9 protein-coding genes and 5 pseudogenes are annotated in these 15118 nt (G+C 65.4%); all 14 read left to right on the top strand.

The genetic code is table 11. The annotated features are described in order from the left end of the window. Positions 1 to 50: 50 nt before the first annotated feature. The 14 genes and pseudogenes from OL239_RS15540 (at position 51) to OL239_RS15480 (ending at position 15000) form a co-directional block, all read left to right on the top strand. Entirely contained in the window at positions 51 to 1190 is a 1140-nt protein-coding gene (locus OL239_RS15540; protein ID WP_268909660.1) for a mannose-1-phosphate guanylyltransferase, read from the top strand. A 128-nt stretch (positions 1191 to 1318) separates the two neighbouring features. Further along, a pseudogene (locus OL239_RS15535) lies at positions 1319 to 2484 on the top strand (amidohydrolase). Between the two features lie 265 nt (positions 2485 to 2749). Next, positions 2750 to 3862, top strand: a complete 1113-nt coding sequence (locus OL239_RS15530) for a BMP family lipoprotein (protein ID WP_442864158.1) — start codon at positions 2750 to 2752, stop codon at positions 3860 to 3862. 135 nt (positions 3863 to 3997) lie between these two features. After that, a complete protein-coding gene (locus tag OL239_RS15525; protein WP_268909659.1) occupies positions 3998 to 5605 on the top strand; it encodes an ABC transporter ATP-binding protein in 1608 nt (535 codons plus the stop codon). Then, positions 5538 to 6905 (top strand): ABC transporter permease, encoded by a 1368-nt coding sequence (locus tag OL239_RS15520; RefSeq protein ID WP_442864157.1) that lies wholly within the window; start codon positions 5538 to 5540, stop codon positions 6903 to 6905. The genes OL239_RS15525 and OL239_RS15520 overlap by 68 nt, the downstream gene beginning before the upstream one ends. After that, a pseudogene (locus OL239_RS15515) lies at positions 6902 to 8190 on the top strand (ABC transporter permease). The gene OL239_RS15520 and the pseudogene OL239_RS15515 overlap by 4 nt, the downstream one beginning before the upstream one ends. Before the next feature lie 46 nt (positions 8191 to 8236). Further along, the gene (locus OL239_RS15510) at positions 8237 to 8662 is read left to right on the top strand and encodes a cytidine deaminase (RefSeq protein WP_268909658.1); all 426 of its coding nucleotides are present in this window, start codon (positions 8237 to 8239) and stop codon (positions 8660 to 8662) included. Continuing rightward, positions 8659 to 9947, top strand: a pseudogene (locus OL239_RS15505) (thymidine phosphorylase). Before OL239_RS15510 ends, OL239_RS15505 begins: the two are co-directional and overlap by 4 nt. 118 nt (positions 9948 to 10065) lie before the next feature. Further along, on the top strand, positions 10066 to 10755 hold the full coding sequence (locus OL239_RS15500; protein ID WP_268911790.1) for a DedA family protein: 690 nt from the start codon (positions 10066 to 10068) through the stop codon (positions 10753 to 10755). A 44-nt stretch (positions 10756 to 10799) separates the two neighbouring features. Then, a complete protein-coding gene (locus OL239_RS15495) occupies positions 10800 to 11951 on the top strand; it encodes an adenosine deaminase (RefSeq protein ID WP_268909657.1) in 1152 nt (383 codons plus the stop codon). Continuing rightward, positions 11872 to 12228: pseudogene (locus tag OL239_RS19690) on the top strand (MazG nucleotide pyrophosphohydrolase domain-containing protein); the annotation flags it as partial. The gene OL239_RS15495 and the pseudogene OL239_RS19690, both read left to right, overlap by 80 nt. Before the next feature lie 245 nt (positions 12229 to 12473). Then, positions 12474 to 12635 (top strand): hypothetical protein, encoded by a 162-nt coding sequence (locus OL239_RS19685; RefSeq protein ID WP_329609428.1) that lies wholly within the window; start codon positions 12474 to 12476, stop codon positions 12633 to 12635. 159 nt (positions 12636 to 12794) lie between these two features. Further along, a pseudogene (gene eno, locus OL239_RS15485) lies at positions 12795 to 14077 on the top strand (phosphopyruvate hydratase). 101 nt (positions 14078 to 14178) lie between these two features. After that, positions 14179 to 15000: an FtsB family cell division protein gene (locus tag OL239_RS15480; protein ID WP_268909656.1), complete on the top strand. Its 822-nt coding sequence runs from the start codon at positions 14179 to 14181 to the stop codon at positions 14998 to 15000. Positions 15001 to 15118 lie beyond the last annotated feature (118 nt).

The raw sequence follows: 15118 nt of genomic DNA, 5'->3' as shown, positions 1-15118 counted from the left end.
CGGACCTGCCTCCGGCCGGCGCCCGGCCGCGTCGGCTAATCTTGGCTCTGATGAGTACAGAACCGGTAGAACCCAACCTTCCCTCCGCGGATTTGAACCGCTTTTACGGCGTCATTCCCGCCGGCGGCGTAGGAACACGGCTGTGGCCGCTGTCCCGTGCGGCCGCTCCGAAGTTCCTGCATGACCTGACGGGCTCCGGCTCCACGCTCATCCGGGCCACCTACGACCGGCTGCGCCCGCTCAGCGGGGACCGCGTCATGGTTGTCACGGGAACCCTGCACCGGCAGGCGGTACGGAAGCAGCTTCCGGAAATCACCAGCGAAAACCTGGTCCTGGAGCTGGAGCCCAAGGACTCGGCGGCGGCCATCGGCCTGGCGGCAGCCATCCTTTACAAGCGGGACCCGGACATCATTATGGGATCCTTCGCCGCGGACCAGGTCATCGCACCGGTCGACGTGTTCCAGGACGCCGTCCGGGAAGCTATCCATACGGCGGCGCAGGGATACATCGTCACCATCGGAATCCACCCCACGCACGCTGCCACCGGTTTCGGATACATCCGCGCGGGAGACACCCTGGATATCGCCGGCGCCCCCAGCGCGCACGCCGTGGTGGAATTCGTCGAAAAGCCCTCCGCGGACGTTGCCCGCACCTACCTGGCGAACGGCCGCTACAGCTGGAACGCCGGAATGTTTGTCGCTCCCGTGGCCCTCATGCTCAAGCACCTGAGAGCCAACGAACCCGAACTTCACAGCGGCCTGATGGAAATCGCCGATGCCTGGGACACCCCGTCGCGGCGTGACGTGGTGCGCCGGGTTTGGCCCACGCTGCCCAAGACCGCCATCGACTACGCGGTCGCGGAGCCCGCAGCGGCGGCCGGGGACGTTGCCATGATCCCGGGCATCTTCAGCTGGGACGACGTCGGCGACTTTGCTGCCATCGGACGGCTCAACCCCGCGGCGGAGAACAGCGACCTTACCGTCATGGGTGAAGGCGCGCGGGTGTATTCGGAAAACGCCTCCGGCATCGTTGTCTCCGACACCAAGCGGGTCATCGCGCTGATCGGCATTGAGGACGTGGTCATTGTCGACACCCTGGACGCCCTGCTGGTCACCACGAAGGAGCACGCGCAGGAGGTCAAGAAGGCTGTGGAGCACCTCAAGGCCAGCGGTGACACCGACGTCCTGTAACCGCTGAACAGCGCCAACCCGGTGCCGTTGGCGCTGAAGATCGTCACACGGTTCCCGCAACAGCAGCCTCAGTGGCTAATCTTGAATTTGTGCCTACGATCCCACTCAACAGTTCCCCGGTTCCGTCAATGCGCGGCAGCGTTGCTCCGCTGCTGGGGGAGCTGATTGCCTTCCGGCGGGACCTGCACCGGCACCCGGAGCTGTCGACGAAGGAGTTCAGGACCACTGACAGGATCGTGGAAGCCCTCGAAGGGGCCGGACTGCACCCCGTCCGCCTGGAGGGCACCGGTGCCTATGTCGACATCGGTGAGGGGCCGCTTCGGATCGGGCTGCGCGCGGACATTGACGCGCTGCCGGTGCTTGAAGAAACGAACCTTCCCTATGCCTCCGTTAATACAGGCATTACCCACGCGTGCGGCCACGACATCCACACCACCGTCATGGTGGGATCGGCGCTGGTCCTTGCCAAGCTGCACGCGGCGGGAAACCTCGGCGGACGCGTCCGGATCATTTTCCAGCCGGCGGAGGAAGTCATGCCCGGCGGAGCGCTGGGAGTCATCCGGCAGGGCGTGCTGGAGGGGTTGCCGAGAATTGTGGCCCTGCACTGCGATCCCCGGATTGACGCCGGCTCGGTGGGCACCCGAATCGGGGCCATCACCTCCGCCTCGGACACCATCCGGATTGAACTGACAGGCCGGGGCGGGCACACTTCCCGGCCTCACCTCACCGAGGATCTGGTGTTTGCGCTGGCGGAGATCGCCGTCAGCGTCCCCGCGGTGCTGTCCCGCCGCATCGACGTGCGCAGCGGCGTTTCGGTGGTTTGGGGGCAAATGCACGCCGGTTCCGCCCCCAACGCCATTCCGGGCCACGGGTTCATGTCCGGCACGATGCGCTGCCTCGATGCGGAGGCCTGGTACTCGGCAGGGGAACTGCTGGACGACGTCGTGCGGCAGACTGCGGCACCCTTCGGTGTTGAGGTCAGCCTGGAGCATACCCGGGGCGTGCCGCCGGTCATCAATACCGACGCAGAGACCAGCCTGCTCGAAGCCGCGGCCCGTGCCGAGCTGGGGGAGGACTCCATAGTCCTGGCCCCGCAGTCGATGGGAGGGAGGACTTCGCCTGGATGACGCAGGCCGTTCCCGGCGCCCTGATGCGGCTGGGCACGCGGACCCCCGGTGGTGAAACCTATGACCTGCACCGCGGGGACTACAATCCCGATGAGCTGTCCATCAGCTGCGGTGTGAGCGTCATGGCCGCCGCTGCCGTGCGTGCCGCCCGGGGCCTCCGGCACTAGTCCCTGGTCCCGGTACCAGGCTGCGGCTTAACCGCAAGTAATACAGAGACAATCCGTGTCATTTGCTTGCGAATAATAACAACATGTAAACAATGTCCCCTCCGTACGGTTATGTGGATCACAGGGTGTGTTGCAGCCCATAGGATAGGCATGCCGCGATCCACCGATGGACGGAACGCTGCACCACGCGACCGCGGCCCTTCCCGGGACCTGCAGGAACAGAGTATTTCTGCGTGTGGCACCCATTTTCATTCCTGGAGGAAAATTGAAGAACTTCCCGCGCAGCTTCAAGCGCAATGCAGGCGTTTCCGCCGCCATGCTCGGCGTTTCGGCGCTCCTGCTCTCCGGCTGTGGCGCCGCACCTGAAGAAGAGGATGGATCCTCCGAGGCAGCGGGCAGCGCGAACAGTGACTTCACCGCCTGCATTGTGTCCGACGAGGGCGGCTTTGATGACCGCTCGTTCAACCAGTCCAGCTATGAGGGTCTGAAGGCTGCCGAGACGGACCTGGGCATCAACATCCGGGAAGCCCAGTCGCAGTCGGAGACGGACTTCCTCCCGAACCTCGACTCCATGATCAGCGAAGGCTGCAACATCACGGTGACGGTTGGCTTCCTGCTGGCTGACGCCACGCAGTCTGTTGCCGAGGCGAACCCGGACCGGAACTTCGCCATTGTCGATGACAACAGTATTGAACTCGACAACGTCAAGCCGATTATCTACGACACCGCAGAGGCCGCTTTCCTGGCGGGCTACGTAGCAGCGGGCACCTCCGAAACCGGCAAGGTTGCCACCTACGGCGGCATCAACATTCCCACCGTGACCATCTTCATGGACGGCTTCGCTGACGGTGTGGAGTACTTCAACGAGCAGAACGACGCCAGCGTTGAACTGCTTGGCTGGAACAAGGAGGAGCAGACCGGCTCCTTCGTTGGCAACTTCACGGACACCGTGGCCGGCAAGACCACCACCGAGAGCTTCCTGAACGAGGGCGCTGACATCATCATGCCGGTCGCCGGACCCGTGGGCGGCGGCACGCTGGACGCCGTTGTTGAAGCGAACGCCAACGGCGGCAACAACCTGGTTGTCTGGGTTGACTCCGACGGTTTCGAGACCAATGACAAGGGCACTGAGTACATCCTGACCTCGGTCATGAAGCTCATGGGCCAGGCTGTTGAAGACGTCATCACCACAGACGTTGAAGGCAACTTCGACGCCACCCCGTACATCGGCACCCTGGAAAACGGCGGCGTTGCACTGGCCCCGTACCATGACCAGGAAGACGCCGTTCCGGCCGACGTGAAGTCGGCCGTGGACGAGATCAAGGCCCAGATCATTGACGGTGAAATCACCGTGGAATCTGCAGCAAGCCCCCAGTAACCAGGGGGGTAAGCGGCACCTGAACCGCCGTTCGTCCGGCTGCGTTGCAGCTGGGGGACGGCGGTTCATTCTGTTCCGGGTAGTCTCCTTTTGGGGCGCCTACATACTTCAGACACAAACAGATTGGTTGGGGTTGTGAAACTCGAACTCAAGGGCATCACCAAGCGCTTCGGCACCTTGGTTGCCAACGACCACATAGACTTGGTGATCGAACCGGGGCAGGTTCACAGCCTGCTCGGGGAGAACGGGGCGGGCAAGTCAACGCTGATGAACGTCCTCTACGGTCTTTACGAACCCACTGAGGGCCAGATTCTGATCAACGGCAAACCCGTTGTCTTCTCCGGCCCCGGCGACGCCATGGAATCCGGGATCGGCATGGTCCACCAGCACTTTATGCTGGTGCCGGTCTTCACCGTCGCTGAAAACGTGGCGCTGGGACATGAAAGTACCAAGTTTGCCGGCACGCTGAATCTTGATACCACCCGCGCACGCATTCGCCAGATTTCCGATCAGTACGGGTTCGATGTTGATCCCGATGCCGTGGTGGAGGACCTCCCCGTGGGCGTGCAGCAGCGCGTGGAAATCATCAAGGCACTGATCCGGGACGCTGAAGTCCTGATCCTCGACGAGCCCACTGCAGTGCTCACGCCGCGTGAAACCGACGAACTGCTGGCCATCATGCGCCAGCTCTGCAACGACGGTAAATCGGTGGTCTTCATCTCGCACAAGCTGCGGGAAGTCAAGGCGGTTTCCGACGTTATCACCGTCATCCGTCGCGGCAAGGTGGTGGGCGATGCGCCTCCCAGCGCTTCAACCACTGAGCTGGCATCCATGATGGTGGGCCGCTCCGTCAGCCTGAACCTCAACAAGGAGCCCGCTCAGCCGGGGACCAACACCTTCTCCGTCCGCGATCTGGTGGTGCTGGCAGACACCGGTCAGGCAGTTGTCGACCACGTGAGCTTTGACATTGCGAAGGGCGAGATCCTCGCCGTCGCCGGTGTCCAGGGCAACGGGCAGACTGAACTGACCGAGGCCATCATGGGCCTGCAGGACCACGTCACGGGCTCCATCATGCTGGACGGCCAGGAACTGGTGGGACGCCGGGTTGAGCAGGTCATCGACGCCGGTGTGGGTTTTGTTCCCGAAGACCGCAGCGTGGACGGCCTCGTCGGGCCCTTCACCGTCGCCGAGAACCTGATCCTCAACCGCTACAAGAAGTCTCCGTTTGCGCGCGGGCTGTCCATGCGGCCGGCGGTCGTGGCAGCCAACGCAGCCGAAAAGATCGAGGAGTTCGACATCCGCACCCAGTCCGCCGAGGCGGCGGCGGGAACGCTCTCCGGCGGTAACCAGCAGAAGGTGGTGATGGCACGCGAACTTTCGCGTCCGCTGTCGCTGTTCATTGCCTCCCAGCCGACCCGCGGCGTCGACGTCGGATCCATTGAGTTCCTGCACAAGCGGATCGTGGCCGAGCGCGACGGCGGAACCCCGGTTTTGATTGTCTCCACGGAACTCGACGAGGTCCTGGAACTGGCCGACCGCATCGCCGTCCTGTACGGCGGCAAAGTCATGGGAATTGTCCCGGGCAACACCTCACGCGATGTCCTTGGCCTCATGATGGCCGGGATGCGCGCTGACGAAGCACTTTCGCACGAACGCGAGAATAAGGAGGGGCGCAGTGAGCCCGGAGGAAGCAAACAGGCAGCCGGGCGAACCAGCCCACCGGAAAGAGGAAGCGGCGGCTGAAGACACGCGGCTGCTGACTGCTGCCGAAACCGCGGGCGGGGCATTGCCGCCTCCGCCTGTTCCCGTCCCGGCGGCGGAGCTGCACCCGGAGGAACAGCAGGCCTCGGTCCTGCGCCGGATCGTCACTGGCGATGCCCTGGTCTCGGTGCTGGCCGTCGTGATGGCGCTGATTGTGGGCGGCCTCCTTATCGTCGTCACCGATGAAGAGGTCGCCGAAAGCGCGGGATACTTCTTCAGCCGGCCCGGGGATCTGCTGGGGGCTGCCTGGTCGGCCGCCTCCGGAGCGTATGTTGCCCTGTTCCAGGGGTCGATCTTCAATTTTGAAGCCGAGACCTTCTCCCGGATGATCTATCCGCTGACCCAGACGCTGACGGTTGCAACACCGCTGATCTGTGCCGGCCTCGGTGTGGCGCTGGCCTTCCGGGCCGGTCTGTTCAACATCGGAGCGCAGGGCCAGATCATCATCGGTGCCACCCTGGCCGCATGGGTTGGCTTCAGCTGGCACCTGCCGGTTGGCCTGCACCTGATTGTGGTCATCCTTGCCGGTGCAGTCGGCGGCGCAGTCTGGGGCGGTATTGCCGGCCTGCTGAAGGCGCGGACCGGCGCGCATGAGGTCATCGTGACGATCATGCTCAACTACATCGCCATTCAGCTGGTGCTTTTCCTGCTGACCACCCCGGGCTTCCAGCGCCCGGGATCCACCAACCCGATCAGCCCGCAGCTGGATGACACGGCCATGTTCCCGTCCCTGCTGGGCGCCGGCTTCCGGCTGCACTGGGGTTTCATCATGGCCATCGCGGCCACCATCTTCATCTGGTGGCTGCTGAACCGCTCCACCGTCGGCTTTGAGCTGCGCGCGGTGGGCGCCAACCCCGCGGCTGCCCGGAACGCCGGCATCAGCACCACCAAGGGTTACGTCATCGTGATGCTTATAGCCGGTGCGCTGGCCGGGCTCGCCGGCGTCGCGCAGGTCTCCGGCACCGAGAAGGTGCTGACCTCCGGGGTAGCCGCAAGCTTCGGCTTCGACGCCATCACCGTGGCCCTGCTCGGCCGGTCCTCTCCATGGGGAACGTTCGCCGCGGGCCTCCTGTTCGGTGCTTTCCGCGCCGGCGGTGTCACCATGCAGACGAGCACGGGCACCAACATTGACATTGTGCTGGTGGTCCAGTCGCTGATCGTCCTGTTTATCGCCGCACCGCCGCTGGTCCGTTCCATCTTCCGCATTCCGCCGCCCGGCGCATTCAAGACGGCCGGCAAACGCAGCACCAAAAAAGCCGACGCAGCCGGAGGAGCAGCATGAGCACCGCAACCGTACCCGCCTCCACCGGCCACCCGGCCGGGGTCAAGGCCATCCGCAGCTGGAAGACTCCGATTATCCTGGGGGTCCTGGCGATCCTCGGCTTCTTCCTCTTCGGCCTGCAAGCGCCGTCCTCCGACGTCACCTTCCGGCTCACGGAGGACAACGCAGCCATCCAGCTGCCCAGCCTCGTGGTCTCGGCGCCCGTCCTGGGCTGGATCGCCTCGGTGGTCCTGCTGGCCTCCGCGGCCTATGCGGCAATCCTGGTCAACCGGTACCAGCGGATCCCCGCCTGGCTCATCGCCGTGTTCGCGGTGTTCTTCATTGCCGCCTTCCTCACCTGGTCCATCGGCAGCGCCCGCAGCCCCAGCGTCGCCCTTTACGGGCTGCTGGCCGGGTCCTTCACCCTGGCCTTCCCGCTGATCTTCGGTTCACTGTCCGGGGTGCTCTGCGAACGCTCGGGCGTGGTGAACATCGCCATCGAGGGGCAGCTGCTCTTCGAGCGTTTGCCGCCGCCGTTGCCGGATCATTGTCCGGCAACGCGTTTGTGGGACTCTTTGCCGCGGCCGTCGCCGGTGTGCTGGTGTCCCTGGTGCTGGCCGTCTTCAGCATCAAATACATCGTGAACCAGGTGATTGTCGGCGTCGTCCTCAATGTCCTGGTGTCCGGCCTGACGGGGTTCCTGTTCTCCACGGTCCTGGCCACGGACGCGGCCAAATGGAACGCCCCGCCGCGCCTGCCGTCCATCCGGATCCCGCTCCTGGCGGACATTCCCATTGTTGGGCCGATCCTCTTCAACCAGTCCGTGATCGGGTACCTGATGTACATCGCCGTGGCGGCCATCTACTTCGGCCTGTTCCACACCAAGTGGGGCCTGCGCACGCGCGCCGTCGGCGAACACCCCAAGGCAGCTGACACCCTCGGAGTGAACGTGAACCGCACCCGGTTCCTGAATGTCCTGCTCGCCGGTTCGGTAGCCGGTGTCGGCGGGGCGTTCTTCACCCTGGTGGCGGTCTCCTCCTTCAACCGGGACATGACCTCCGGGCAGGGGTACATCGCCCTGGCGGCGCTCATCCTGGGACGGTGGAATCCGATCGGGGCGCTCTTCGCCGCGCTGCTCTTCGGCTTCGCGTCCAACCTGCAGTCGGTGCTGAGCCTGCTCGGCACCCCGGTCCCGAACCAGTTCCTGGCCATGCTGCCCTACGTCGTGACCATCTTCGCCGTTGCCGGCGTGGTGGGGAAGTCGCGCGGTCCCGCTGCGGGCGGCATACCGTACATCAAGGGTTAGCCGGAGCCAGGTGACCCAGCGAACCGCGCAGAAAACAAGGAGAACAATGACAGAGAAGGCCACAGCTTCCCCGGCCGTTGACTGGGCGGGCCTCACTGACGCCGCCCGTGCCGCCCTGACCCATGCCTATGTGCCGTATTCGAAGTATCCCGTGGGAGCGGCGGCCCTGACCGACGACGGGCGGATCATTTCCGGCTGCAACGTGGAGAACGCCTCCTACGGACTGACGCTGTGCGCCGAGTGCGCGTTGGTGAGCTCGCTGCACATGACGGGAGGCGGACTGCTGGCGGCCTTTGTGTGCGTGGACGGCGCCGGGGAGATCCTGATGCCGTGCGGACGGTGCCGGCAGCTGCTCTACGAATTCCGTGCACCGAATATGCAGTTAATGACCGTCAGCGGCATCCGCACCATGGACGAGGTCCTGCCGGATGCCTTTGGACCGCAGCACCTGGAAGGGCAGGAGAACGCATGAGCAGCGAACAGTTCGACGCCGTCGACATCATCGGAATCAAGCGGGACCGGGGAACCCTGTCACCGGAGCAGATTGACTGGACCATCGACGCCTACACCCGCGGTGCCATCGCTGACGAACAGATGGCCGCGCTGAACATGGCGATCCTGCTCAACGGCATGAGCCGGCAGGAAATTTCCCGCTGGACCGCGGCCATGATCGCCTCGGGGATCCGGATGGACTTCTCCTCGCTGGGGAAGCCGACCACGGACAAGCACTCCACCGGAGGAGTGGGGGACAAGATCACCCTGCCGCTGGCGCCCTGGTGGCCGTCTTCGGCGTTGCCGTACCGCAGCTTTCCGGCCGCGGCCTCGGACACACCGGCGGCACCCTGGACAAGCTTGAGGCAATTCCGGGGTGGCGGGCCAACCTGTCCAACGAGGAAATCATGGCCCAGCTTGCCGACGTCGGCGCCGTCATCTGTGCCGCCGGCACGGGACTGGCTCCGGCGGACAAGAAGCTGTACGCGCTGCGCGACGTGACGGGGACGGTGGAGGCTATTCCGCTGATCGCGTCCTCCATCATGAGCAAGAAGATTGCCGAAGGCACCGGCTCACTGGTGCTTGACGTGAAGGTGGGCTCGGGCGCGTTCATGAAGGATGAGGCCAACGCCCGCGAACTGGCCGAAACCATGGTGGCCCTGGGCCAGGACGCCGGAGTGAACACCGTCGCGCTGCTGACCAACATGTCCACGCCGCTGGGCCTCACCGCCGGCAACGCCATTGAGGTGGAGGAATCCGTTGAGGTCCTCGCCGGCGGTGGACCCGCCGACGTCGTGGAGCTGACGGTCCGCCTGGCCGAAGAAATGCTCGCTGCGGCGGGCCAGCCGGACGCCGACCCGGCCGCCGCGCTCCGTGACGGCCGTGCCATGGACGTATGGCGCCGCATGATTTCGGCCCAGGGCGGAGATCCCGACGCTTCGCTGCCGCAGGCGCGGGAATCCGAAACCATTTACGCACCCGCCGACGGGGTGCTCATGGAACTGGACGCCCTGTCGGTTGGTGTTGCCGCATGGCGGCTGGGTGCCGGGCGGGCGCGCAAGGAAGACCAGGTCCAGGCGGGAGCCGGTGTCCGGATGCACGCCAAGCCCGGAGCCCCTGTCCGGGCGGGACAGCCGCTGATGACCCTGCTCACGGATACGCCGGAGAAGTTTGACCGGGCCCGCGAGGCCCTGGAGCACGCCGTGATTATCGCTCCTGAGGGATCGCGCCCTGCTCAGAAGCTGATCATCGACCGCATAAGCTGACCAAGCGGGGGTGCCCGCCGCGGGCATCCCCGGTTGGCGGGCACCAATGCGTTGGTGGCATCGTTGTAGATACCAGAGACCAATCCTAGGGAGCCGACTGGACGTGCTGAGCGCCGCAGTGGACAGTATCAACAACTTCATCCTGACCTCCGCCGATGCCTGGTGGGTCTATCTGGCATTGTTCGCGTTTTGCCTGATCGACGGCTTCTTTCCGCCGGTCCCCAGCGAATCCATCGTGGTGGGACTTGCCGCACTGGTGGCCACGGGCGCGGGTCCCAACCTGTGGCTGGTGGCGGCAGCCGCGGCCTGCGGAGCGTTCCTGGGTGACAACCTGGCGTATCTGATGGGCCGAAAGATCGGCACCGAGCGGTTCCGCTGGATGCGCGGACCGCGGATGCAGCGGGGTTTCGTCTGGGCACGCAAGGAGTTGGACAAGCGAGCGGTCTCCCTGATCCTGGTGGCACGGTTTATCCCGATCGGGCGTGTGGTCGTCAACCTCACGGCCGGAGGAACCGGGTTTCCGCGCCGGCTCTTCGTGAGCCTGACGGCGCTGTCCGCGGTGGTCTGGGCGGGATACAGCGTAGCCATCGGAGCCCTGGCCGGTGCTTGGTTCAAGGATCACCACCTGCTGGGCGTTGTGGTGGCCATCGCCGTCGCCATGGTCCTCGGACTGATCATCGACCGGATCATCACCAAGCTTCGCGGCCCGACCCCGTTGAAGACACCCAAAGCCGCAGGCGCAGCTGAGGAGGAGCCGGTTCCGGCCGCAGAAGCTGCCCAGGGACGCAACTCCGCCGAAACGCCCTGACCCGGCGCACCGAAGCGTGCCGCAGCTCACGTAGAGTTGGCAGCGTGACTGAGCCTATTCTGCTTCCTGCTTCCGACCCGCACCTCGACATCCGAAGCCTGCCAAAGGTTTCGCTGCATGACCACCTCGACGGCGGGCTGCGCCCCGCCACCATCATCGAGCTTGCCGGTGCCGCCGGCCATGAGCTTCCCTCCACGGACCCGGTGGCCCTCGGCGTATGGTTCCGCGAGGCCGCGGACTCGGGTTCGCTGCCGCGCTACCTGGAAACGTTTGACCACACCATCGCCGTGATGCAGACCCGCGAAAATCTCTCCCGGGTAGCCCGGGAGTTCGTGGAGGACCTGGCGGAGGACGGGGTTGTCTACGCCGAAATCCGCTGGGCGCCGGAGCAGCACGTGCGCGGCGGACTGACCCTGGACGAAGCCGTGGACGCGGTGCAGGAGGGGTTGAACGAGGGCGTGGATGCCGTTGAAGCCGGCGGCCGCCTGATCCAGGTGGGGCAGCTCATCACCGCCATGCGCCACGCCGACCGCGGAATGGAAATCGCCGAGCTCGCCGTTCGGCACCGCAACAGCGGTGCCGTGGGTTTTGACATTGCCGGCGCAGAAGACGGCTTCCCGCCCTCGCGGTTTGCCGAGGCCTTCACCTATCTGGCCGAAAACCAGTTCCCGGTTACCGTGCACGCCGGAGAAGCCGCCGGTGTGGCGAGCATCCGCGACGCGCTCGTGCACGGGCGCGCCCTGCGGCTCGGACACGGCGTGCGCATCGCCGAGGACATCGACGTCGAGTTCGACGCCGATGACAGCGTCGACGCCGGAAACGACACCGCGGTGGGGATGGTGAGCATCGGACAGGTGGCCGGATGGGTCCGCGACCGCGGCATTCCGCTGGAGATCTGCCCTTCATCCAACCTGCAGACCGGTGCCGTTGACTCCTTCGGCGGGGACATCGAATCGCACCCGATCGACCTGCTGTACCAGACCGGATTCCAGGTCACGGTGAACACTGACAACCGCCTCATGAGCGGGGTGACGCTCACCGGCGAGTTTGAGCTGCTGGTTCAGACCTTCGACTACGACCTCGATGACATCCTGGAACTGACCATGAACGCTGTCGATGCGGCCTTCCTTCCCCTGGAAGAGCGCGATGCGCTGGCCGCCTACGTTACTGAAGGATTCAACCAGGCCCGTGGCTGATTCGGTTTCCGGCATGACCGGCGGCGATCTCGGCCGGCGGTTCGCCCGCCTGGCGGAGGTCATCGCCGTGCTGCGGGAGCGCTGTCCCTGGACGGCCGCCCTGACGCATCAGTCATTGCTGGAGTACCTCATTGAAGAGTCCTACGAAGTGGTGGAGGCCGTGGAATCCGGCCACACCGGGCCGGAACATGCACCGGAACTGGCCGGCGAACTGGGCGACGTGCTGTTCCAGGTCCTGCTGCACGCCCGGCTGCAGGAAGAAGCGGGCCACTTCGGGATAGGCGACGTCGTGGATTCGCTCACAGCCAAGATGATCCGCCGCAACCCCCATGTGTTCGCTCCGGACGGCACGCTTCGAGTACCACCACCGGGAATCCCGCCGAAATCGAGCGGGCATGGGACCGGGTCAAGCAGCAGGAGAAGCCGGAGCGGACCTCTCCCTACGACGGCATTCCCGCCGGACTGCCGGCCCTCCTGCTGGCCGCAAAGGTGCAGGACCGCGCCCGGCGTGCCGGGGTTCCGGTGCCGTCTGAGACTCCGGACAGTCCGGCCGCGCCGCCCTGGAAAAGCGAGGAGGAACTGGGGGAGCACCTGTTCGACGTCGTGCGCCTGGCCCGGGCCGGGGGAATGGACGCCGAAGCCGCGCTCCGCGCCGCCGTCGCCCGGTTCACCCGCGGCAGCTAAGGCCCCCGGGCACCGGTCCGGACCCGGTAAAGCAGCAATATGGCGATCCGGGGCCTTACTACCGCGCCGGTTTCAACTAGGCTGGAAGCAGACAGCGTGGCCCGTTTCATAGCCCCAGCTGTACTTACCCCTAGCGTTCCAACGAACAGGAGCATTCCCATGGCAATCATCGATGCCATTCACGCCCGCGAAATCCTGGATTCCCGCGGAAACCCCACCATTGAGGTGGAGGTTCTGCTTGATGATGACACGTTTGGCCGCGCCGCGGTCCCTCCGGCGCCTCGACGGGTGCCTTCGAAGCCAACGAACGCCGCGACGGCGAAAAGACCCGTTACCAGGGCAAGGGTGTACTGCAGGCCGTGGAGGCCGTTATCGAGCAGATCCAGCCGGCGCTGCTGGGCTTCGACGCCGCTGACCAGCGGGCCATCGACCAGACGATGATCGACCTGGACGGCACCGACAACAAGTCCAACCTGGGCGCCAACGCCATGCTCGGCGTCTCCCTGGCCGTGGCGCGTGCCGCCGCCGAGTCGGCAGCGCTGCCGCTGTACCGCTACCTGGGCGGCCCCAACGCACACATCCTGCCCGTGCCGCTGATGAACATCCTCAACGGCGGATCGCACGCCGATTCCGACGTCGACATCCAGGAATTCATGATTGTTCCCCTGGGTGCCCAGACCTACTCCGAGGGCCTGCGCTGGGGTGTGGAGGTCTACCACAACCTCAAGTCCGTGCTGAAGGAAAAGAACCTGTCCACCGGCCTCGGCGACGAAGGCGGTTTCGCCCCCAACCTGCCGTCCAACCGCGCGGCACTGGACCTGATCCTTGAAGCCATCACGCGCGCCGGCTACACTCCGGGCACCGACATCGCCCTCGCCCTCGATGTTGCAGCCTCCGAGTTCTACAAGGACGGCTCCTACCTCTTCGAAGGCACCAACCGCACTGCCGAGGAAATGTCCGCCTACTACGAGGAACTCGTCCGGGACTACCCGCTCGTGTCCATCGAGGACCCGCTGGACGAGGAGGACTGGGACGGCTGGAAGACGCTGACCGCCTCGATCGGCGACAAGGTGCAGATCGTGGGTGACGACCTGTTCGTCACCAACCCCACCCGCCTGGAGACCGGCATCAAGCGCCACGCCGCCAACTCCCTGCTGGTTAAGGTCAACCAGATCGGCACTCTGTCCGAAACCCTGGACGCCATCACCATGGCCCAGCGCGCCGGCTACACCACGATCACCTCGCACCGTTCCGGTGAAACCGAGGACACCACGATCGCAGATATCTGCGTCGCGACGAACGCGGGCCAGATCAAGACCGGTGCCCCGGCCCGGTCCGAGCGCGTAGCGAAGTACAACCAGCTGCTGCGCATTGAAGAAGAGCTCGACGACGCCGCACGTTACGCAGGACGCAGCGCGTTCCCGCGTTTCACGGCCGAGTAAGAATGCTGCCGGTGGGTACCCTCGTTAGTGGGGGTGCCCGCCGGTTGTGTTCTAACCCGCTTGCCGTTTCGCCGCCGTTAGTTCGTTGACCAAGGAGTTCCATGCCCACCCGACGTCCGAAAGTCCCCAAGGCCGGTTCAACGGGGGACGGGACTTCCGCCGGCCGCAGCGGGACCAAACCCGTGCGCCGGCGCAGCCCCGCGGCAGGTCCGGACACGATCAGCGCGACAAAGCCGGTGGACGGCACGGCCGGCGAGACGGGCGCCAAGCCGGCGGCCAAGGCGGCGGCGGGCAAGGCCGGCAAGGCAGCTCCCAAGGCGGCGGCGGGCAAGGCGGCTCCGGCGAAGGCGGCAAAGACAAGAGCGAAAGCAGCTCCGGCGGCCAAAACCCCCGCAAAAGCCGCCAAGGCCCCCGCCGGACGTAAGGACGATGACTCCGCAGCGGCCGCCGGAAGGTTCCGGCGCCGCTTACAGGCACAGGCTCCCGGGGCTTCCGCTGCTCCCGGCAGCACCGCCGGAGGCGATGATGCTGACGACCTGCGCCCCGTTCCGGCCAAGGCCTTTTCCGGCCGGCTCCTGGTCCTGGCGATGGTGACTCTGGTCATCACTGTCCTGCTCGCACCGTCGGTCAACACCTATCTGCACCAGCGGTCCGACATCGCTGCCCTGGAGGCGGAGATCGCCGCCGAGAAGGAGACCTCCCGGAACCTCGAATCGGAGCTGGCCCGCTGGGAAGACCCCAACTACATCAAGCAGCAGGCCAGGGAACGCATCTTCCTGGTCATGCCGGGGGAGACCCGCTACCTGGTGAAGGGCGAGCACGGCGTGGAGGAGGCCGAGCAGCAGGCCGAGGAAGAAGCGGAAGACCTGCAGTGGGTCGACTCGCTGTGGGACTCCGTCAAGCGGGCCGCAACGGCGCCGTAGAAGCGCTGTACATCGCCCGCGGCAGCACTTCGCCCCCGGCGCCGTTCTGCGCACAGTAATCTTAGAAGCGCAGACATTACTTAGTCCGGGTCTCGTCGAGGCCCCCAGGAAGGAACCT

Source organism: Arthrobacter sp. ATA002 (assembly GCF_026898095.1).
Taxonomy (GTDB): Bacteria; Actinomycetota; Actinomycetes; order Actinomycetales; family Micrococcaceae; genus Arthrobacter_B.
The sequence above is the reverse complement of the archived record's forward strand: the minus strand, read 5'-3'. Positions and strand labels throughout refer to the sequence as shown.

Excerpts from the sequence above, each read along its gene's own strand:
- OL239_RS15480 (WP_268909656.1), top strand. The coding sequence starts at position 14,179 with ATGCCCACCCGACGTCCGAAAGTCCCCAAGGCCGGTTCAACGGGGGAC.
- OL239_RS15510 (WP_268909658.1), top strand. The coding sequence starts at position 8,237 with ATGACAGAGAAGGCCACAGCTTCCCCGGCCGTTGACTGGGCGGGCCTC.
- OL239_RS15540 (WP_268909660.1), top strand. The coding sequence starts at position 51 with ATGAGTACAGAACCGGTAGAACCCAACCTTCCCTCCGCGGATTTGAAC.